A 20,591-nucleotide genomic window follows, 5' to 3' on the forward strand; every position below is an offset into this window, starting at 1 on the left:
GAACTGACAACGCAGCTTTCGCTGCATCAGACGGAATCTGGCTTAGATTCCAAATTGAAATTGAACAGAGAATGTGTCATTCTCTTTCCTTCACTTTTGTCTTTTGTTTAGTTTTCAAAGGGCTTTTTATCGCTCGCTTTTCTTATGAGCGACTTCTTCTATTATACGATCCGACCCGCTTAAAGTCAATGACTTTTTTGAGCCGATGTATGCGGCTGCTGTCTGTTTTCCGAAGCAGCGAGAATAAATGTACCATGCAGAAGATAGAGTCTGCAAGGAAAAAACCATATTCAGAAAAGTCGTTTTTTTATTCTCCTATATGCAGTATATTTCATCATCCGGACACTACATGTAGCAGATAAGGAAACGGATCGCTGAAGTGGTTTTGTCTCAAAGGAAAATGAAAGGGATGTAGAAGCAGCAGGATCGTCAGGGGAAAAAATGGAACAGACAAAAAACTTCCGGCGATCAGGAAAGATCACCGGAAGTTTCTCTTATAGAAGGAAAGGGTTCCTCTGTTTCTTCTACATCGTGACTTCATTTCGGTCAAGGGAGGCCTCCGTAATAAAAATATTCGGCTGGGTGCGGAGGTCCATCCGCTCTCCGGTCTGCAGTTCAAGTACAGGTCTTGTCGGATGCGCTCCTCCGGATTCCACTACTCTTGCCGACAGTCCGTTACTGAGACGGACGACGCTTCCGGGTGATAGATCTAATAGAAGCTCGAGGAAATCCCGGACACAGGTGTCATCCAATTTACCGAATTCATCCGTCTGCAGAAGCTCCAGTACCCGGTACGGCGACTGCTTTTTTCTGTACCTGCGCTCGGCGCTCATCGCATGAAAGACATCGGCGATCCCGATGATTTTTGCGAAGGGATGCAGCTTCTGTGACGTTACGTGGAGGGGATAGCCGCTCCCATCCTCCCGCTCGTGGTGCTGCAGTACACCGAGAAGCGCCTTTTTGTTGAAGCCGGGCACCTCCTCCAGCATCCGGTAGCTGAATACCGGATGCTTTTTCACTTCTTCATACTGCTCCCGGTTCAAACTGTCTTTCTTCTTATAGATATCAAATGAGATACGGGCCATGCCGCAGTCGGCGAGAAGGCCCGCGAGACCGAGCTGAATAATATCCGCGTTTTCCATGCCCATCTTCCGTCCGAGAAGCGAGCTGTAAATCGAAACGGCCACAGCGTGGTGGAAAATATACTGATCCGCACTGCTGTAATGATGAAGGTCCATCAGTTCCTGTTTTGTTGGTTCTTTCTCATACAGGGGGAGAAAGATTTCTCTCGCCGCATACGGTTCAATTTTCATCCGTCCCTGCCAGCGGAGAAATTCTTTTTTGTACCGCTGTACTGCCCGGAGATACCGGTTCATGAAGGAATCCTGATCATCAAACTGCCCCGGCGTCTGTTTCGGGTCTTCCCGGTCTTCCTTAATTACCTGGGAAGGCTTGAAGGTTGTTCCGTCCACCAGCTTCGGCTCCACGTAAACACTCTGCACGAGAAATGTCTGCAGGATCTGCAGGTGGTCTTTACCGAGTACGGTTTTTTTCCGCATGATTGGTTTGGACGTTTTTTTATATACGTCTTCTTTTAAAATACAGCCTGGCACCAGTTCTCGAATGGTTACGTGCATAGGACCGCTCCTTCAGTAAAGGGATAGGGCTAAACTCCCCTCCGCTATTCATTCAATCGAAAATGTTTACTCTTGTCCTCCATTATACGTGAATATATGGAATAAACAACTTATTTGTATCGTATTATAGGAATTTAGTCTTACTCATTGTTCTGTCTAAAGCATTACCCTTCTTTGTCAGGGCCGTCCGGGACGTTTGTCTGTCGTACAGCATGAGGCTCTCCTTCAAACGATTTTCCACAGAGATGCGGTGCCGCCTTACTGAAAGACGCCCCAGACTTTGTTGTCTGGAGCGTCCTTGTCTGTACTGTTTATTCTTCTTCGTCTTCCGGCTCCGGAGCCTGCTCTGCTTCCGGCAGCGCTTCTGTTTCCTCCTGGCCTTCTTCCATTTCCAGCGTTTCGAGGTCTTCCTCTTCATCCTCTTCATCGGAAATGTTGACGCGTGCAACGGTGGAGACATACTCCTCATCCCCGACACGGATCAGGCGCACTCCCTGCGTATTCCGCCCGGTCTGGGAGATTTCTTCCACCGGCATCCGGATGACGACACCGTTCGTCGTAATGATCATCAGATCGTGATCTTCCGCGACAACTTTCAAGGAAATCACATCGCCGTTTTTATCGGTAATATTGCAAGTTTTAATCCCTTTACCACCACGGGACTGACGTCGGTACTCTTCCATAACGGTCCGCTTTCCAAATCCGGATTCGGTAACGATCAGCACATCCTGCTCCGGGAAAATAATATCCATGCCGACGACTTCATCGTCTTTTCCGAGTGAAATGCCTTTCACTCCGGCCGCCGTACGTCCCATCTGACGCACGTCATTTTCATGGAATCGGATGGACATCCCCTTCTTCGTGCCGGTGATGACTTCGTGGTCGCCGTTTGTCCGGCGTACACCGTGCAGTTCATCGCCTTCACGCAGTTTAATGGCAAAGAGGCCGCCGCGGCGGATATTTTTAAACGCCTGCAGTGCCGTCCGTTTACAGACTCCGTACTTTGTCATGAAGAAGAGCGATTCCTCTTCCTGATCAAAGTTGGAGATCGGGATGACGGTACTGATATACTCATCCGGATCGATCTGAAGCAGGTTGATGATCGGGATCCCTTTGGATGTCCGCTTCTGCTCCGGCACCTCGTAGCCTTTAATCCGGTAGACTTTCCCTTTATTCGTAAAGAACAGAAGGTGGTCGTGGGAATTGGTAATAAACAGGTGTCGGACGAAATCTTCATCGTATGTCCCCATGCCCTGTACACCGCGGCCTCCGCGCTTCTGACTTCTATAGGTGGAAACCGGAAGGCGTTTAATATACCCCTGGTGGGAAAGGGTGATGACGACGTTCTGACGCGGAATAAGATCCTCGTCTTCAAACGTATCTTCCCCGAGCGTAATGATCGTGCGGCGGTCATCCACGTAGCGGTCGCGCACATCTTCCAGCTCTTCACGGATAATTTCAAGCACCTTTTCCTCATCTGCCAGAATCGCTTTTAACTCCGCAATGCGTTCGACGAGTTCGTTGTACTCTTTTTCAATTTTGTCCCGCTCCAGGCCGGTCAGACGCTGCAGACGCATATCAAGAATCGCCTGCGCCTGGTCATGGGAGAGCTCATAGTTTTCCATCAGACCGTTCCGTGCGGCCTCTGTCGTCTGGGAGCCGCGGATCAGCTCGATAACTTCATCCAGATGATCGAGCGCTGTACGCAGACCTTCGAGGATGTGCGCACGGGCTTCCGCCTTTTTCAGCTCAAATGCTGTGCGCCGCTTGATAACGACTTTCTGATGCTCCAGGTAGTGATAGAGCGTCTCTTTCAGCGGAAGGACCTTCGGACGGCCGTCGACGAGCGCAAGCATATTGATGCCGAAGCTCGTCTGGAGCGCTGTCTGTTTATACAGGTTGTTCAGCAGCACATTGGCATTCGCATCCCGGCGGAGTTCAATGACAATACGCATTCCGGTACGGTCCGATTCATCGCGCAGGTCCGTAATGCCGTCGATCTTTTTATCGCGGACGAGTTCCGCAATTTTCTCGATCAGACGGGCTTTATTCACCTGATACGGAAGCTCGGTTACGATGATGCGCTGCTTTTTGTTTTTCTCTTCAATCTCTGCTTTCGCCCGGATCAGGATTGATCCTTTGCCTGTCTCATAGGCACGGCGTATGCCGGAGATGCCGACGATTTCCGCGCCGGTCGGGAAGTCCGGTCCCGTAATGTATTCCATCAGATCAAGGCTGGAAAGCTCCGGATCCTTACTCAGGGCAAGGACGCCGTCGATCACTTCGCCGAGGTGGTGCGGCGGGATATTTGTTGCCATCCCGACCGCAATCCCGGACGTGCCGTTGACGAGCAGATTCGGAAAACGGGCCGGCATGACCATCGGCTCGGACTCCGATCCATCATAGTTTTCCTGGTAATCGATCGTATCTTTATTGATGTCCCGGACGAGCTCCATGGAAATTTTGGACATTCTCGCCTCGGTATAACGCATGGCCGCAGCCGCATCGCCGTCAACAGAACCAAAGTTTCCGTGGCCGTCGACGAGCATGTTGCGGTAGCTGAAATCCTGTGCCATCCGCACCATCGTTTCATATACCGCCGAATCCCCGTGCGGGTGATACTTACCGATAACTTCCCCGACGATCCGGGCTGATTTTTTGTACGCTTTTTCCGCCGTAATGCCGAGTTCATTCATCGCGTACAGAATACGCCGGTGCACCGGCTTCAATCCATCCCGTACATCCGGCAGCGCACGGCTGACGATAACGCTCATTGCGTAATCCATAAAGGATGTACGCATTTCCTGACTGATATTAATATCTTTTACGCGTGATTGATCATGTTGATCCGCCATCCGTTTCCCTCCATTTCGTACTGCTGTTTTCCGGTCCGCTTATGTAGGGCGCTTCCAGCCGCCGGTTTCGCTGACGGCAGAAAACGCAGCCCGAAGGCTTAAATATCGAGATTTTTTACATAATGCGCGTTCGCCTGAATGAAGTCCCGGCGCGGTTCCACCCGGTCCCCCATCAGCGTTTCAAATACTTCATCTGCGAGCAGCGCATCGTTCAGGTTCACCTGCATGACTGTCCGCATTGCCGGATCCATCGTCGTTTCCCACAGCTGGGTCGGATTCATCTCACCAAGACCCTTGTAGCGCTGCATTTTCGGTTTCGGCGTTGCATCCATCTCGCCGAGAATACGCTCCATCTCTTTATCGTTGTAGGCGTATTCCACCCGCTTGCCCTGTTCCATTTTATAAAGCGGCGGCTGCGCGATGTAAATATAGCCTTCTTCGATGAGCGGACGCATGTAGCGGTAGAGAAACGTCAGAAGGAGCGTCCGGATATGGGCGCCGTCGACGTCCGCATCCGTCATGATGATAATTTTATGATAGCGCGCCTTCGCGATATCAAAATCTTCCCCGATCCCGGTGCCGAGCGCGGTGATGATCGCCCGGATTTCGTTGTTGGACAAAATCTTATCAAGACGTGCTTTTTCCACGTTAATGATTTTACCCCGGAGCGGCAGAATCGCCTGAAAATGACGGTCACGGCCCTGTTTGGCTGATCCGCCGGCCGAATCCCCCTCCACGATATAAATCTCACTGATCGACGCATCCCGGGAGGAGCAGTCGGCAAGCTTTCCGGGAAGCGAGCTCACTTCAAGCGCCGACTTCCGGCGGGTTAATTCCCGCGCCTTTTTAGCTGCATCTCTTGCCCGGGAGGCCATCAGACCCTTGTCTACAATCTGGCGTGCAACCGTTGGATGCTCGGCAAGAAACTTACCCATATGCTCGGAAAACAACGAATCGGTAATCGTACGCGCTTCACTGTTTCCAAGTTTTGTTTTCGTCTGGCCTTCGAACTGCGGGTCCGGGATTTTGACCGAGACGATCGCCGTCAACCCTTCGCGCACATCATCGCCGATTAAGTTCGGATCGCTTTCTTTAAACAGGTTGTTTTTACGGGCATAATCGTTAATAACCCGCGTGAGACCGGTCTTAAATCCGGATTCATGCGTTCCGCCTTCATGGGTGTTGATGTTGTTGGCAAAGGAATACAGGTTGCTTGCGAAACCGTCGTTGTACTGCATCGCAATCTCGAGCGTGATTCCGTCGCGCTCCCCTTCCAGGAAAACAGGCGGATCGTGCAGCACTTCCTTCGTCCGGTTCAAGTGCTCCACAAACGAGCTGATGCCGCCTTCGTAGTAGTACTCCGCTTCGCGGCCGTTCTCCCGCTCATCTTTAATAAAAATACGCAGACCACGGTTCAGGAAAGCGAGCTCCCGGAGGCGGTTGGCCAGAATATCAAATTCGTATTCTGTCGTTTCCGTAAAGATCGAGTCATCCGGCCAGAATGTAATCGATGTCCCATTTTTTTCTGTTTCTCCGATCACTTCCAGCTCCGTCTGCGGAATCCCGCGGGCGAAATCGATAAAGTAGATTTTGCCTTCTTTGTATACTTTTACTTCGAGCTTGGTGGAAAGGGCGTTAACGACCGATGCACCGACACCGTGAAGACCGCCGGATACTTTGTAGCCGCCGCCGCCGAACTTTCCTCCGGCATGCAGCACGGTCATAATGACTTCGACTGCCGGACGGCCCATTTTTTCATGGATACCGACCGGGATGCCCCGTCCATTATCCTCGACAGTGATGGAATTATCGGTGCCGATCGACACGTGGATCGTATCACAGTAGCCGCCCATCGCTTCATCGATACTGTTATCAACAATTTCCCAGACGAGGTGGTGGAGTCCGCGGCTGGCGGTGGAACCGATATACATACCCGGGCGCTTGCGGACCGCTTCGAGCCCTTCAAGCACCTGGATTTGACTCTCATCATAGGACTGATTATCTAAACTCATTATGCTTCACCTGCATTTCTTCCCGCGTTATTAAGAGCGGGTGGATTCTTCCTCTTCCATGTCTGCTTCGCCGGTGATGAACGTACGTTCCTCCGCCCGGCGTTTGAGCGTATAGGAGGAGATTGGGGATAAATAGACAGTGTCTTCGGTAATCACCATCGACTTCGGAGGATCCTCCGTCACCTTCTGTGTTTTCTTTCCGTCGCGGTTCGCCTGCATGAACGCCTGGTTCTCGGGCGAATCCTTTTCACTCATATGATCAAGAATCGCAACGATGCGCTCTGCCTTTAACACCATATCGCCGCCGAGATGAATAAACATGCCGTCAGCTCCTTTCCCGGATCGTTCCTTCTTCCACATAGTACGTGCCGGCTTCCGATAACAGCTCATGATCGAGACCGTCGACACTCGTCGTCGTCACAAATGTCTGCACACGCCCTTTGATCGCATTCAGCAGGTGCGTCTGCCGGTGATCGTCGAGTTCAGAGAGAACATCATCGAGAAGCAGTATCGGATATTCACCGGTTTTTTCATAAATCAGTTCGATTTCCGCCAGCTTCAGAGAAAGCGCCGTCGTCCGCTGCTGACCCTGGGAGCCGTACGTCTGGATATTGCGCCCATTGACGAAAAAAGACAGGTCATCCCGGTGCGGGCCTGCCTGCGTTGTGCCGCGGCGCATTTCCTGTTCGCGGACCCCGGCGAACGCCTCGTGAAGCGCATGCTTCAGCTCGTCGATCGTCATCGTCCGGTCCACTTCCGCACTCGCGTCATAGGAAACTTCCAGCTCCTCGCGTCCCCGGCTGATATCCTGGTGGATCGGAGCCGCCCACTGTGCAAGCTTATCCAGAAACTGAAAGCGGCGCAGAAGCACTTCCGCCCCCGCATCCACGAGCTGGCCTGTCATCACATCCAGCATCGCATCATCACTATCTCTGCGGCGCTCCCGCAGCTCTTTCAGCCACTGATTCCGCTGCTTTAAAATCTTGTAGTACTGGGACAGGTGATACAGGTAGACATTGTTGATCTGTCCAAGCTCCATATCGAGAAACCGCCGGCGCACCTGTGGACTGCCTTTCACAAGCGTCAGATCCTCCGGCGCAAACATGACGATCGTGCACGTGCCGACAAATTCACTGAGACGTTTCTTCTCTATTGCATTTACCTTTACTTTCTTCCCGCGTCTGGAAAAAACGACTTCCATATCCGCAGGCCCCCTCCGGTTCGAGAGGCCGCCTCTGATCCGGGCGAACGGCTGGTCCCAGCGTATCAGCTCTTTGTCTCTCGGTGTCCGGTGCGAACGCGCCATGCCGAGAACATAGATGGCTTCCATGAGGTTCGTTTTTCCCTGGGCGTTTTCTCCGAGGATGACATTGACCTGGTGATCGAATGTCAGTTCCAGCGAGTCATAATTGCGGTAGTCTTTCAGTTCGAGCGAATGTATCTGCATGCGGCTACGCAGTAATCCGGATCGTACCGGCTTCTTCGACTTCCACCAGATCCCCCGGGTACAGCTTTCTGCCCCGGCGCTGGTCCTGCTCCTCGTTGACAAGCACCCGGTATTCCTGCAGAAACGGCTTGGCTTCTCCGCCGGAGCCAATGATCCCGGCTTCTTTGAGTGCCTGGCCGAGCGTAATATATTCCCCGTGTATGGCAATCTCCTGTTCCATGTCCGCTCAACTCGCTTTCGTTCTTCTACGTACACAAAGTGTCTCAATCTATATTGTACTAAATTCCGCCGTATTTAGCCAATATTCTTTCTGAAACTGTCCCGGGGTGCAAAAAAGCCTCTGCACCCGAAAAAACGGGACAGAGGCTTCTGAGGGCTTTCAGCGGGAAAAGGCTGTTTTTCCGGATGCTGGAACAGCTCTTTTTCCATCGAAAACAGGCCTTTAGTATGTGCGGACCGGAGAAAAGAGATGAAGCATGTAATCTCTATCTGCCGGGCGCATAATAAATGGACTCATCGCCCCGGTAAACTGGATCGCGACGTCCTGGGATTCAATGACCCGCAGCGCATCGATAATGTTTTTTCCGTTGAAGGATATGCGCAGCTCCTCCCCTTCAAACGCGTCGCAGGAAACCGATTCGGTGACTTTTCCGACTTCCGGCGTCACAGACGTGATCTCCAGTTCGTTTTCGTTGAGCGATTTCAGGTTGACGACGTTGTTTTTTCCGTCGGACAACAGAAGCGCCCGCTCAATGGCAGCCATGAGCTGCTTGGCCGGTACTTGAATATTCGTTTTCGACTGGGATGGAATCATGTTTTTCGTCGCCGGATAGTTGCCGTCGAGAAGGCGTGACAAAAACAGCAGGTTCGTTGCTTTAAACAGCACCTGATTGTCCGTAACGGTGACATCGACGGTCTCTTCGGAGTCATCGAGAATTTTGCTGAGCTCCGTCAGACTTTTTCCGGGAATGACGACATTCGTGAATTCGACATCGCCGCTTTCCTCTACTCCGGCTTCGCGCATCGCGAGACGATGGCTGTCTGTCGCCGTGCACATCAGCTTCTCTGACTCCATGCCCCAGTGAATGCCTGTCAGAATCGGACGCGTTTCTGCAGTGGAGACAGCGAAGGCCGTCTGTTTAATCAGCGCTTTTAACAGATCCGTTTTCAGCGTGAACTGGCTTCCTTCTTCGACTTCCGGAAGACGCGGAAAATCATCCGGATCCTGGCCGTTCAGGTTGAACTCGGAGCTTCCGGAACGGATTTTCGTCACCATCTGATCGTTTAATGTAAGCTCCACGGTCGATTCAGGCAGTTTTTTAATGATATCTGCAAAGTATTTAGCCTGCAGAACAACAGCGCCCGGACGTTCGATGTCGACATTGCTGTTGTCCCCATCTTCTGCGGGAATAAATGCTTCGATGGAAATATCAGAGTCACTTCCTGTCAGCGTGATTCCGTCATCGAATGCCACTATTTTTATTCCTGTCAGGATAGGCAGCGTTGCCCGTGATGAAATGGCTTTGGATACGTGTTGTATATTCTGCACAAAAACATCTCGCTGGATCGTAAACTTCATGCTGCTGAAAACCTCCCTCAAAAGACAGCCCGGCTGTCTTTCTATATAGTTATTATTATTTTAAAAAATAGTCGTCATAGTAATAGGGCCTGTGAATTTGTGGATAACTATATACCGCACCTTCTATGACGTGGTTTTCCACATGTGGATAAGCTGTGTACAAGTGCGTACAGCTTATCCACATTCTGCACAGGTGCCTAGTGATTCCGGAGCTGGCCGGTAATATCGTCGATTTCCTTTTTCAGCTCCTGGTCCTCCCGGAGCAGCTTGCTGATTTTCTCATGTGCGTGAATGACTGTCGTATGATCGCGCTTGCCGAATACGTCACCGATTTTTGGAAGTGAAAAATCGGTCATTTCACGGGAAAGATACATCGCAATCTGTCTCGGGTAGGCGACTGTTTTCGTCCGCTTTTTCGCTTTTAGATCTTCGACGCGGACACCGTAGGCCTGGGCCACGGCGGACTGGATGTCGTCGATGGTGATTTCCCGCTGTGCGGCGTTCGGGATGATGTCTTTTAACGCAACGGCCGCGAGATCTGCATTCATTTCCTGATTAATAAGGGAGGAATACGCGACGACACGGATGAGCGCTCCTTCAAGTTCCCGGATATTCGTATCGATCTGGTTGGCGATGTAGAGCATCACTTCGTTCGGTATATCGAGATTTTCCGCCTTTGCCTTTTTGCGTAGAATCGCGATCCGTGTTTCCAGATCCGGAGGCGTAATGTCAGTAATCAGCCCCCATTCGAAGCGGGAGCGGAGCCGGTCCTCAAGCGTCGGAATTTCTTTCGGCGGACGGTCACTGGAGATCACGATCTGCTTGCGCTCTTCGTGCAGCGCATTGAACGTGTGGAAAAACTCCTCCTGCGTCTGCTCCTTCCCGGCGAGAAACTGAATATCATCGATTAATAAAACGTCGACACTCCGGTATTTATTGCGGAAATGGACGGCTTTGTTATCACGGATGGAGTTGATAAATTCATTCGTGAACTTTTCGGAAGATAAATAAACGACTTTCGCACCCGGGTTATGATCAATGACATAATGGCCGATGGCATGCATCAGGTGCGTTTTGCCGAGTCCGACGCCACCATAAATAAACAGCGGATTGTACGCTTTGGCCGGTGCTTCCGCTACAGCCAGCGACGCCGCGTGCGCAAAACGGTTTCCGCTTCCAATGACAAACGTATCGAACGTGTACTTTGGATTCAGCATATGCTTCGGCGGATCGCTCTGTTCCGCTCCGTTTGGCTCGGGCGGCTGTTTCTGCACCGGAAGATCCGGCTCCGGCTGCTCTTCTTTCGGAAGAACAAATTTTGCCTCCAGCTCCGCTCCGGTCAGCTCCTGAAGTGTTTCGGTGATAATCGTAAAATAGCGGTTCTCCAGCCAGTCGCGTGCAAATTCATTTGGAGCCACAATGGTGATGGTATTGGAGCTCTGATCGATTGCATCGGCTTCTGTATCTTTAAACCACGTATCAAAACTAGGCTTGCTGACTTTTTCTTCAATTTTCTCCAGCGCCTGCTGCCAGAGATCATGCAGGTTTTCCACGTATCCCCCTCCTTTTCTGTCCTCCCCCGTTTTCTGCGGACCAAAAAGACACCTCTCCCCTTCTGTACAAGGATTGCATAACCTGAATGGATAAATATACATCCACAGGAATGTGTGCAAAACAGTATAATAAGAAGAGAACAGGTAATCAACGCTATTCACAAAGGTGTGGATAAACTTATTAAGACCGGTTGAATAACTATCCACATAGTTATACACAGCTGTGGATAGCTCTAATTCCCGGGAGACTTTTCCACGAGAAAAACAACACCATCTTATCAAATAAATCCGCTGGTGGCAAACGTTTATTTAAGTTATCCACAGTATTCCACCGGTTGTGTGTATTTTTTATCCACAGCACAAGATACTGTGAATGACCTGCGGAAAAGGGTGTGGAGGAAGTGAAATAAGCGCAAAAAGTTATCCACAGACGTGAAAAGAATTTTGGAGCGGGTTTTGTAGAAGGTAAAATCACGGCCGACACAAAAAGTAAAATCTATTTTTTAACACAGCTGTTTCTTCAAGATCAGCGATGCTCTGGCCGATGGACGATTTTCGGAAAATAAGGCTGGTTCAGCTCCGACCGGAAATGTTCTGACAGAAGAAGTGCTGCATGGTAAAAAAGTGTGCGTCCTCCCCTGAGTGATGAACGTCCGCTTAATATGAAAGAGGAATGTTTCCTGGAGCGGAGGAGGCAGCGTCGCTCGCGGTGGATGGAGAAGTGAGACTTTTCCGGTCTGCTGTTGGAATGCCGGTTGGAGAAGCTTGCTGGCTATCCCTTTACTATTAGAAGCACGGCTTCGCGCGGCCACGCCTTAAACCAAAGGCCGGCTCCACTCCCAAAACGGGGAGCGGTCCGGAAGCAGAGGGCCGCCGGGGTGTGGCGGCCGGTCGTCCTGGTCGTCATACGGAACCGGAAGACCGCGTGCGGAGAGGCGCCCGCCTCTGCCTGCCGCAGCATGGAGAAGTTGGACTTTACTGGTGCGCTGCGGGAATATTGGGTGGAGAAGTTGGAATATAGACGGGAGAAGTGAGACTATGGCAGGGAAGTGAGAACGGGCTGCCTCGTAGTGAGACTGGAACGAGCAGTTGTTGGAGCGGAAGCGTCCGTTATAAGACAAACCTGCTCAGAAGTAAGACTCCGCAGCCGCTGCGCTTCCTTGATTCGGCTTCCCTTCGGAACGCGTACGGCTGCAGGTGCGGCAGAAAGCGGAATCCTTTCAACAGATCTCCCTTTTTTAAAATCAGGCGGGTTCTGCCTGGTTTATTTCAACACGGGCTATTGACACGAGCGGGGAGAGAAATTATAATTTACAAGACTGCCTTCAGAAGACGAAGGACGCAGAGATAGAAACGATACAGAGCGTCCGTGAAAACTCTCGTCGATTTCAGGTGCAGCCGGGAAGCTGCGGGAGTGGGTATGGGCGGTCTGACAGGAAAAGCAATTTAGTATATCCGGGAGGTGGAACACATGGGTAAGCCGACATTCAATCCAAATAACCGTAAGCGTAAGATGAACCACGGTTTCCGTGCGCGCATGGCGACTAAGAATGGCCGTAAAGTACTGGCCAACCGCCGCCGTAAAGGCCGCAAGGTTCTATCCGCGTAAGGAAAAGACCACTGCATTGTTCAGTGGTCTTTTTTTACAGCGGTCCCTTTTTGAACATGTAGCAGCTGTCCTGCCGTTGCCGGAAAAGGACAGCTGTTTGCATGTCTGTAGAAAGAATGTCACAGAAACGCCCCTCTGTCTGATTGAAGGCGGGGGAAAGTTTCGGTACAATGAAGAGCGTTACCGGCGCTTTTCAGTTGTAATCGGAGGCGCAGATGAAAAAACAGCATCGATTAAGAAAAAACGAAGAGTTTCAGCAGGTTTTCCGTTACGGCTCTTCGTCAGCCAACCGCCAGTTCGTCGTCTATCAGCGGAAAAAGCCCGATCAGAAAGCGATCCGCATCGGGCTGTCCGTCAGCAAAAAGCTGGGGAACGCAGTGACGCGCAACCGGATTAAGCGGCTGATGAAAGAAGTTCTGCGTGCAGAGGCACCTTCTCTGTATCAGGAGCGCGATATTGTCATTATCGCACGGAAGCCGGCTGCAGAAATGGAATTGGATGAGATGAAGAAATCATTGAAGCATGTGCTTAAGGTAGCCAAGCTGGTCAACCGCCGGTAAAACAGGAGGCGCATTTCATATGAAGAAACTGGTTATCGGAAGTATCCGTCTGTATCAGCGGTATATTTCCCGGTTCACACCTCCAACCTGCCGCTTCTATCCAACCTGCTCCCACTACGGCATCGAGGCAGTGCAGGTTCACGGAGTGGTACGGGGAAGTGTACTGACGATCCGCCGGCTTGCCAAGTGCCATCCATTTCATCCAGGGGGGATTGATCCGGTTCCCGGGAAGAAAAAAGGTGAAGAGGTGCAGGAAGATAACTGAGCTGCATCGAATAGAATAGGAGGACCATCAAGTGGTGAAAAAGTTAAGTCTGGCGGCGTTGTTTGCCGGCATCATGCTCGTTATGGCAGGGTGCTTCAACATCGACCAGCCAATTTCGGAAGAAAACACTGGTATCTGGGACCCGTTTTTTGTGTATCCACTGTCGTGGCTGATGACGACGATCGCCGAAGCGCTCGGCAACAGCTATGGACTCGCGATCATCATCGTGACGATCCTGCTGCGTATCCTCATCCTGCCGCTCATGATCAAGCAGACGAAGAGTACAAAAGCCATGCAGGCACTGCAGCCGCAGATGAAAGAACTGCGTGAGAAGTACAGTGCGAAAGACCAGCAGACCCAGCAGAAGCTTCAGCAGGAAATGATGCAGCTGTTTCAGCAGCACGGCGTCAATCCGCTTGCCGGGTGTCTGCCGATTCTCGTGCAGATGCCGATTTTAATTGCGTTTTATCACGCCATTATCCGGACGCCGTCCATTAACCCGGATGTCGATCCGAGCTACACCGGCCAGGCACAGGAATTTCTCTGGTTCGAGCTCGGAAGTGCAGACCCATTCTTCCTTCTGCCGCTGATCGCAGGTGCGACCACGTTTATTCAGCAGAAGATGATGATGGTGCAGGACAACCCGCAGATGAAGGCGCTTCTGTATATTATGCCGATCATGATCATGGCATTTGCAGCGTTCTTCCCGTCGGCACTTGCGCTGTACTGGGTTATCGGTAACCTGTTTATGATCGTACAGACATACTTCATTACCGGCCCGAATGTCGGTAAGAAAAAAGAAACCGCCGATCAGGCGAAAGCGGGGGGAGCGAAAGGCTAGTGAAAAAAGTGACCGTATCCGGAAAAACCGTTGAGGAAGCCGTAAAGCAGGGCCTCGAGAAACTTGAGGCACAAGAGACGGAGGTTCATATTCGTGTACTTGAAGAACCGCAGAAAGGGTTTTTCGGGCTGCTCGGAGCCCGTCCTGCCCTGGTGGAGCTCGAACGGAAACCGGATCCGGTCCGCGAAGGCCTTCTCTTTCTCCGTGACGTCATTGATCAAATGGGCATTCATGCCTCGGTGGAGCAGGAAGACCGCGACGGAACGATCTGCTTTCATATCCACAGTGCAGAAGCAGGCGTGCTGATCGGAAAACGCGGTCAGACGCTCGATTCCCTGCAGTATCTGGTGAATCTGGCGGCGAACCGCCAGTCGGAGGAGTATCTCCGGATTACACTGGATGCGGAAGGGTACCGGAGCCGCCGGAAAGAAGCGCTCGAAGTGCTGGCGGAGCGGCTGGCGGAAAAGGCCGTACGCCTGAAAAAGGAAGTCCGCCTCGAGCCGATGAGTGCCCATGAACGAAAAATGATTCATCATACACTGCAGAAAAACCCGCGTGTGACGACGTATTCAGACGGGAAAGAACCGAACCGCCGTATCGTCGTCGTACCGAAGCAGTCAGCCAATTAAATGCAGCCAGACGCCGTCCCGATTCCCGGGGCGGCGTTTTTGCAGGGAGCGCTGCCAGAGCTCTCTCTTTCGTTTTGAACAAGAGTGTGCTATTCTGTTAAGTTGGAATCAACGAAAAGGAGGGAGAGCCTTATGGAAACGGAAACGATCGCGGCGATTTCCACACCGATGGGAGAAGGAGCTATCGGCATCGTCCGTATCAGTGGTCCGGAAGCGGTGCAGACTGCGGACAAACTGTATAAGGGAAAGCAGTCTCTCCAGGAGGTGGACAGCCATACGATCAATTATGGTCATCTCGTGGACCCGAAGAGCGGACAGACCGTGGAGGAAGTGATGGTTTCCGTCCTGCGGGCGCCCCGGACGTATACAAAGGAAGACATGATTGAAGTCAACTGCCACGGGGGACTTACCTCGGTAAACCGCGTGCTGCAGCTCATTCTCGCCCACGGCCCGCGTCTGGCGGAGCCCGGCGAATTCACGAAACGGGCGTTTCTCCACGGCCGGATCGACCTGTCCCAGGCGGAAGGCGTCATGGATCTCATCCGTGCGAAAACGGACCGCGCCATGAACGTGGCGATGAATCAGGTGGAGGGACGTCTTTCCACACGCATTCAGCGGCTCCGGCAGCTGCTTTTAGAAACGGTCGCTTCAGTGGAAGTGAATATCGACTATCCGGAGTTCGACGCAGAGGAGATTACCGTGCAGATGGTGCGCGACAAAGGCGGAGAAGTCCGCCGGGATATCGAACAGCTGCTGCAGACCGCCCATCAGGGAAAAATACTGCGTGAAGGACTGTCCACGGTGATCATCGGCCGGCCGAATGTCGGGAAATCATCGCTGTTAAACAGCCTCGTGCATGAGGAAAAAGCGATCGTCACCGACATTCCCGGAACGACACGCGACGTCGTGGAAGAGTACGTCAACGTGCGCGGGGTACCGCTCCGGCTTCTCGATACGGCCGGCATCCGTGAAACAGAGGATATCGTCGAGCGCCTCGGCGTCCAGCGTTCCCGTGAAGTCGTCGCAGGCGCTGAACTCGTGCTGCTCGTGTTAAATTACAATGAAGCACTGACAGAGGCCGATGAAGAACTGTTCCAGCTCATCGACGGCCAGGAGGCGATCATCGTCGTCAACAAAACCGATCTGGAAGAAAACGTCGATATGGAGCGGGTCCGTACGCTCGCCGGAGGCAATCCGGTCGTTTCGACCTCACTTATGAAAGATGAAGGAATCGATGAACTGGAGGAGGGCATCCGGACGCTGTTTTTCGCAGGGGAAATGGACTCCGGCGATATGTCGTACGTGTCCAACTCCCGCCACATTGCGCTGTTGGAGCAGGCGCTCCGCTCGATGGATGAGGCGCTTTCCTCCGCGGAAAACGGCATGCCGGTGGATATGGTTCAGATCGATATTACCCGGACGTGGGAAATTCTCGGCGAAGTCATTGGAGAAAGTGTGCAGGATAGTTTAATTGACCAGTTGTTTTCGCAATTCTGCTTAGGAAAATAAAGGAGGACATCCATCATGGGATATCATGGAGGAGAATTTGATGTCATTGTGATCGGGGCCGGACATTCCGGTGTGGAGGCAGGTCTGGCATCGGCACGCGCCGGAGCCAATACGCTGATGCTCACACTGAATCTCGACGCCGTCGCCTACATGCCGTGCAACCCGTCCGTCGGTGGACCGGCGAAAGGGATCGTCGTAAGAGAAATTGACGCACTCGGCGGGGAAATGGCACGAAACATTGATAAAACACACATTCAGATGCGGATGCTCAATACAGGAAAAGGACCTGCCGTACGGGCACTCCGTGCGCAGGCGGATAAATTTTTGTACCAGCAGGAAATGAAGCAGACGATTGAAGAAACGGAAAACCTGCTTCTCCGCCAGGGTATGGTGGAGCGGCTTATTATTGAAGACGATCAGGTAAAAGGCGTCATTACGCAGACAGGAGCCGAGTACCGGGCGGGGGCGGTCATCGTCACGACCGGAACGTACCTGCGCGGCAAAGTCATTCTCGGTGAGCTTTCCTACGAGAGCGGTCCGAATAACATGCAGCCGTCCGTCAACCTCTCCTACCATATGCAGGAGCTCGGGTTTAAGATGGAGCGGTTTAAGACAGGGACTCCACCGCGTGTCGTCAGCAGCACGATCGATTACGACAAAACGGAAATCCAGCCTGGCGATGATGTTCCGCGCGCGTTTTCCTATGAAACCGTTCAGTATATCACCGACCAGCTGCCCTGCTGGCTCACGTATACGAACGACGAGACCCACGAGCTGATCAACAATAACCTGACGCGCTCGCCGATGTATTCCGGCATGATCGAAGGAACCGGTCCGCGCTACTGCCCGTCGATCGAAGATAAAGTCGTCCGCTTCAGCGACAAGCCGCGCCACCAGATTTTCCTGGAGCCGGAAGGGCGCAACACGCAGGAAGTGTATGTCCAGGGACTCTCTACAAGCCTGCCGGAAGATATTCAGCAGCGCATTCTTAAAACGATTCCGGGGCTCGAGCACGTGCAGATGATGCGTCCGGGCTATGCGATCGAGTACGATGCGATCGTGCCGACGCAGCTGTGGCCGTCGCTTGAAACGAAGAAAATCAGCGGTCTCTTTACAGCCGGCCAGATTAATGGCACGAGCGGCTATGAAGAAGCAGCCGGCCAGGGACTCATGGCTGGCATCAATGCGGCCATGAAAGTGCAGGGCCGCGAGCCGGTCGTTCTTGACCGTTCAGAAGCGTATATCGGCGTCATGATCGATGATCTTATCACGAAAGGCACCGAGGAACCGTACCGCCTTCTGACGTCCCGGGCGGAATACCGCCTGCTTCTCCGTCACGATAACGCCGATCTCCGTCTGACGGAAAAAGGCCATGACATCGGCCTCATTTCCGACGAGCGCTTCGCCCGGTTTGAAGCGAAAAAAGAAGAGATCGCCCTTGAAGTGAAGCGTCTGGAGAAAACGACGATCAAAGCAGAGGAAGCGGCGCAGCAGGTGATGGAAGAAGCTGGATCCTCGGCACTGAAAGACGCTATTAACGCAGCCGCGCTGCTGAAGCGTCCGGAAATCACGTACGCGGAAGTAGAGAAACTGGCACCGGCAGAGAAGCCGCTGACAGATGATGTTAAAGAGCAGGTGGAAATCCACATTAAATACGAAGGCTACATCGCCAAGCAGATGGAGCAGGTGGAAAAGCTGCGTAAAATGGAAAACAAAAAACTTCCGGAAGACCTGGATTATCACGCGATCAGCAGTCTGGCACTGGAAGCACGTGAAAAGCTGACCGAAGTCCGTCCGCTTTCTGTTGCCCAGGCATCCCGTGTCTCCGGAGTAAATCCGGCGGACATTTCAGTACTGCTCGTCTACCTCGAGCAGGGACAGCTGCAGAAAACAGCAGCACAAGGATAAAGGAGGAGCAGGCAGGATGAATGAAGCGGCACTTCAGCAGGCACTGGCAGAGCAGAATATCACACTTTCCACCGATCAGCAGAAGCAGCTGGAGCGGTACTACGGCGTACTGGTGGATTGGAATGAGCGGATGAACCTGACCGCTATTACAGAAAAGGAAGAAGTATACCTGAAGCATTTCTACGATTCGATTTCGGCAGCGTTCTCCTTTGATTTCGACCGTCCGCTGAAAGTAGCGGATGTCGGTGCAGGTGCCGGCTTTCCCAGCCTGCCGCTGAAAATCTGTTTTCCGGAGCTCGATGTTACGATCGTCGACTCCCTTCAGAAGCGGATTACGTTTTTAAATGCGCTCGCGGAGGAACTGTCGCTGACCGGCGTGGCATTCCACCACGACCGGGCGGAGCAGTTCGGCCGCCGTCCCGACCACCGGGAGGCCTACGACGTCGTTGTTTCCCGCGCGGTGGCAAGACTGCCGGTGCTGGCAGAACTCTGCCTGCCGCTCGTGAAAAAAGGCGGCACCTTCATTGCCATGAAAGCGTCCGGAGCGGAAGAGGAGCTCCGTGATGCGGAGAAAGCCATTCCGCTTCTCGGCGGAAAGGTCGAGGAGGCAGCGTCGTTTTCCCTCCCGGAGGATGGCGGACAGCGGACAGTGATCCGGATCCGGAAAGAAAAAGCGACGCCGAAAAAATTTCCGAGAAAGCCGGGGACGCCGAATAAAGAGCCGATCCTGCCTTCATAGAAACACCCGTTCCTTAATTTCCGCACAAAGTCGTAGATTTCATGATATAATACTCGGCAGAAGGTTAGAGGGTCCATGCGTGTTTCACGTGAAACAGCCATGGAGAGACTGGTAAGGGTGGTGTCACCGTGAAACAGCCATTTTCTAAACTGTTTGGCTTAACGGAGAAAAAAGGAGCAGGGACGGAAGACGCACTGGTGGAAAGCGGAGAATCTGTCCGGCAGATACCGGTGGAGAAGCTGTCGCCGAATCCGTTTCAGCCGCGTACAGTATTTGTCGAAGAGAAAATTGAAGAGCTGGCGCAGACGATTCATACGCACGGCATGATTCAGCCGATCGTCGCCCGGGAAAAGGACGGCGGCTATGAGATTATTGCCGGTGAGCGCCGCTGGCGGGCCGCGAAGTCAGCCGGACTGGAGACTGTTCCTGTCGTCGTCAACAATCTGGACGACACGAAAACGGCGTCGGTAGCACTGATTGAGAACCTGCAGCGCGAAGGACTTACGTCCATTGAAGAAGCGCAGGCCTACGCGCGGCTTCTCGAGCTGCATCAGCTGACGCAGGAAAGCCTCGCCCAGCGGCTCGGCAAAAGCCAGTCCACGGTTGCAAATAAGCTCCGCCTGCTGCAGCTGCCGTCCAAAGTGAAGGATGCGCTGTTGAAGCGGGAGATCAGCGAGCGCCACGCCCGCGCGCTGCTGCATCTGGAAACAGAAGAGCAGCAGAACGAACTCGTGGAGCGGATTGTGGAAGAAGGGCTTAACGTCAAAGAAACAGAGCAGGCTGCTGCGAAAATGATGGCGCCGCCCGCACCGAAGAAAGAAAAACCGGTTCGAAAAAGCGTCTCCCGCGACATGCGTCTCGCCATGAACACGATCCGCAAATCGGTCGACATGGTGGAGCAGAGCGGACTGAACGTCGATACGGATGAAGAAGAGCACGACGATTACTATCAGTTCACCATCCGCATTCCGAAGAAATAACGCGAAGACTCTCCACAGCGGAGGGTCTTTTTTTGTAGGGTAAGAATGTATAAAATTCAAAGCCTCATTCAAGCAGTTATGCCAAGGGCTGCAGCATTTCAGTGTTCTGTGACATTTACCGTTTGTTTCTGTTGATAGAGCTTCTCCGCTACTCGGCAGAAGCTTGCCGTGGGCTTGTCTTCAGCTATTTCTCATGGCCTGCGCCCTGAGAAAGGATCTTCAGACTGCGCTTGATCCCACCGGCGTCTCTGCCGAACGCTCCGAAGCGTAGTATGATGTTAGAAAGACAGAAGCTTCGACCTGAAGAATAGATGGATAAACTGGATAGCGGATAGTAAATATGCAAACGAAAAAATGCTTTTACCGTAGAAGAAACATCCTGCTAGTCAAAGCACTTCTTTCCTCTGCTGAAACCGGAGGCCGTCGACTCCGGGAGGATCCGAACGAGGCGAAAATCCATTCCTTCTG

General features: G+C 52.5%; 17 protein-coding genes. 9 read left to right on the top strand and 8 right to left on the bottom strand.

The window, feature by feature from the left end; translation table 11 throughout:
* Window positions 1-524 precede the first annotated feature (524 nt).
* The 8 genes from C6I21_RS15055 to dnaA form a co-directional block, all read right to left on the bottom strand.
* Window positions 525-1,637, bottom strand: coding sequence for an HD-GYP domain-containing protein (locus C6I21_RS15055; protein ID WP_105960313.1), 1,113 nt, complete (start codon window positions 1,635-1,637; stop codon window positions 525-527).
* Window positions 1,638-1,948: 311 nt separating this feature from the next.
* A complete protein-coding gene (gene gyrA / locus C6I21_RS15060) occupies window positions 1,949-4,492 on the bottom strand; it encodes a DNA gyrase subunit A (protein WP_105960314.1) in 2,544 nt (847 codons plus the stop codon).
* Between the two features lie 98 nt (window positions 4,493-4,590).
* Window positions 4,591-6,504 (bottom strand): DNA topoisomerase (ATP-hydrolyzing) subunit B, encoded by a 1,914-nt coding sequence (gyrB, locus tag C6I21_RS15065; RefSeq protein WP_105960315.1) that lies wholly within the window; start codon window positions 6,502-6,504, stop codon window positions 4,591-4,593.
* A gap of 30 nt (window positions 6,505-6,534) precedes the next feature.
* Window positions 6,535-6,825 (bottom strand): extracellular matrix regulator RemB, encoded by a 291-nt coding sequence (gene remB, locus C6I21_RS15070; RefSeq protein WP_105960316.1) that lies wholly within the window; start codon window positions 6,823-6,825, stop codon window positions 6,535-6,537.
* A 4-nt stretch (window positions 6,826-6,829) separates the two neighbouring features.
* Window positions 6,830-7,951 carry a DNA replication/repair protein RecF gene (gene recF / locus C6I21_RS15075; RefSeq protein ID WP_105960317.1) on the bottom strand — a complete coding sequence of 374 codons (1,122 nt, stop codon included), beginning with the start codon at window positions 7,949-7,951 and terminating at the stop codon, window positions 6,830-6,832.
* 4 nt (window positions 7,952-7,955) lie between these two features.
* A complete protein-coding gene (gene yaaA, locus C6I21_RS15080; protein ID WP_105960318.1) occupies window positions 7,956-8,171 on the bottom strand; it encodes a S4 domain-containing protein YaaA in 216 nt (71 codons plus the stop codon).
* 222 nt (window positions 8,172-8,393) lie between these two features.
* Window positions 8,394-9,530 (bottom strand): DNA polymerase III subunit beta, encoded by a 1,137-nt coding sequence (dnaN, locus tag C6I21_RS15085; RefSeq protein ID WP_105960319.1) that lies wholly within the window; start codon window positions 9,528-9,530, stop codon window positions 8,394-8,396.
* Window positions 9,531-9,727: 197 nt separating this feature from the next.
* Complete coding sequence (gene dnaA, locus C6I21_RS15090) at window positions 9,728-11,083, bottom strand: chromosomal replication initiator protein DnaA (protein WP_105960320.1); 1,356 nt, start codon at window positions 11,081-11,083, stop codon at window positions 9,728-9,730.
* Window positions 11,084-12,554: 1,471 nt separating this feature from the next.
* Between dnaA and rpmH the strand changes: the two genes are divergently transcribed.
* From rpmH to noc, 9 genes are all read left to right on the top strand, one after another.
* Entirely contained in the window at window positions 12,555-12,692 is a 138-nt protein-coding gene (gene rpmH, locus C6I21_RS15100) for a 50S ribosomal protein L34 (RefSeq protein ID WP_105960322.1), read from the top strand.
* Window positions 12,693-12,907: 215 nt separating this feature from the next.
* A complete protein-coding gene (gene rnpA, locus C6I21_RS15105) occupies window positions 12,908-13,252 on the top strand; it encodes a ribonuclease P protein component (RefSeq protein WP_105960323.1) in 345 nt (114 codons plus the stop codon).
* Between the two features lie 19 nt (window positions 13,253-13,271).
* Window positions 13,272-13,517: a membrane protein insertion efficiency factor YidD gene (gene yidD / locus C6I21_RS15110; RefSeq protein ID WP_105960324.1), complete on the top strand. Its 246-nt coding sequence runs from the start codon at window positions 13,272-13,274 to the stop codon at window positions 13,515-13,517.
* Window positions 13,518-13,548: 31 nt separating this feature from the next.
* Window positions 13,549-14,358, top strand: coding sequence for a YidC family membrane integrase SpoIIIJ (gene spoIIIJ, locus C6I21_RS15115; RefSeq protein ID WP_105960325.1), 810 nt, complete (start codon window positions 13,549-13,551; stop codon window positions 14,356-14,358).
* Complete coding sequence (gene jag / locus C6I21_RS15120) at window positions 14,358-14,987, top strand: RNA-binding cell elongation regulator Jag/EloR (RefSeq protein ID WP_105960326.1); 630 nt, start codon at window positions 14,358-14,360, stop codon at window positions 14,985-14,987. The genes spoIIIJ and jag overlap by 1 nt, the downstream gene beginning before the upstream one ends.
* A 132-nt stretch (window positions 14,988-15,119) precedes the next feature.
* Window positions 15,120-16,496: a tRNA uridine-5-carboxymethylaminomethyl(34) synthesis GTPase MnmE gene (gene mnmE, locus C6I21_RS15125; RefSeq protein WP_105960327.1), complete on the top strand. Its 1,377-nt coding sequence runs from the start codon at window positions 15,120-15,122 to the stop codon at window positions 16,494-16,496.
* A gap of 15 nt (window positions 16,497-16,511) precedes the next feature.
* Window positions 16,512-18,404, top strand: coding sequence for a tRNA uridine-5-carboxymethylaminomethyl(34) synthesis enzyme MnmG (mnmG, locus tag C6I21_RS15130; protein ID WP_105960328.1), 1,893 nt, complete (start codon window positions 16,512-16,514; stop codon window positions 18,402-18,404).
* Window positions 18,405-18,420: 16 nt separating this feature from the next.
* Window positions 18,421-19,143: a 16S rRNA (guanine(527)-N(7))-methyltransferase RsmG gene (rsmG, locus tag C6I21_RS15135; RefSeq protein ID WP_105960329.1), complete on the top strand. Its 723-nt coding sequence runs from the start codon at window positions 18,421-18,423 to the stop codon at window positions 19,141-19,143.
* 128 nt (window positions 19,144-19,271) lie between these two features.
* Window positions 19,272-20,123, top strand: a complete 852-nt coding sequence (noc, locus tag C6I21_RS15140) for a nucleoid occlusion protein (RefSeq protein ID WP_105960330.1) — start codon at window positions 19,272-19,274, stop codon at window positions 20,121-20,123.
* Window positions 20,124-20,591: the final 468 nt, after the last annotated feature.

Origin of the sequence: Alkalicoccus urumqiensis (assembly GCF_002993335.1) — a bacterium.
Classification (GTDB): Bacteria; Bacillota; Bacilli; order Bacillales; family Salisediminibacteriaceae; genus Alkalicoccus; species Alkalicoccus urumqiensis.

Excerpts from the sequence above, each read along its gene's own strand:
- remB (WP_105960316.1), bottom strand. The coding sequence starts at position 6,825 with ATGTTTATTCATCTCGGCGGCGATATGGTGTTAAAGGCAGAGCGCATC.
- rsmG (WP_105960329.1), top strand. The coding sequence starts at position 18,421 with ATGAATGAAGCGGCACTTCAGCAGGCACTGGCAGAGCAGAATATCACA.
- yidD (WP_105960324.1), top strand. The coding sequence starts at position 13,272 with ATGAAGAAACTGGTTATCGGAAGTATCCGTCTGTATCAGCGGTATATT.
- rnpA (WP_105960323.1), top strand. The coding sequence starts at position 12,908 with ATGAAAAAACAGCATCGATTAAGAAAAAACGAAGAGTTTCAGCAGGTT.
- C6I21_RS15055 (WP_105960313.1), bottom strand. The coding sequence starts at position 1,637 with ATGCACGTAACCATTCGAGAACTGGTGCCAGGCTGTATTTTAAAAGAA.
- recF (WP_105960317.1), bottom strand. The coding sequence starts at position 7,951 with ATGCAGATACATTCGCTCGAACTGAAAGACTACCGCAATTATGACTCG.
- gyrB (WP_105960315.1), bottom strand. The coding sequence starts at position 6,504 with ATGAGTTTAGATAATCAGTCCTATGATGAGAGTCAAATCCAGGTGCTT.
- dnaN (WP_105960319.1), bottom strand. The coding sequence starts at position 9,530 with ATGAAGTTTACGATCCAGCGAGATGTTTTTGTGCAGAATATACAACAC.
- mnmE (WP_105960327.1), top strand. The coding sequence starts at position 15,120 with ATGGAAACGGAAACGATCGCGGCGATTTCCACACCGATGGGAGAAGGA.
- mnmG (WP_105960328.1), top strand. The coding sequence starts at position 16,512 with ATGGGATATCATGGAGGAGAATTTGATGTCATTGTGATCGGGGCCGGA.
- yaaA (WP_105960318.1), bottom strand. The coding sequence starts at position 8,171 with ATGGAACAGGAGATTGCCATACACGGGGAATATATTACGCTCGGCCAG.
- rpmH (WP_105960322.1), top strand. The coding sequence starts at position 12,555 with ATGGGTAAGCCGACATTCAATCCAAATAACCGTAAGCGTAAGATGAAC.
- gyrA (WP_105960314.1), bottom strand. The coding sequence starts at position 4,492 with ATGGCGGATCAACATGATCAATCACGCGTAAAAGATATTAATATCAGT.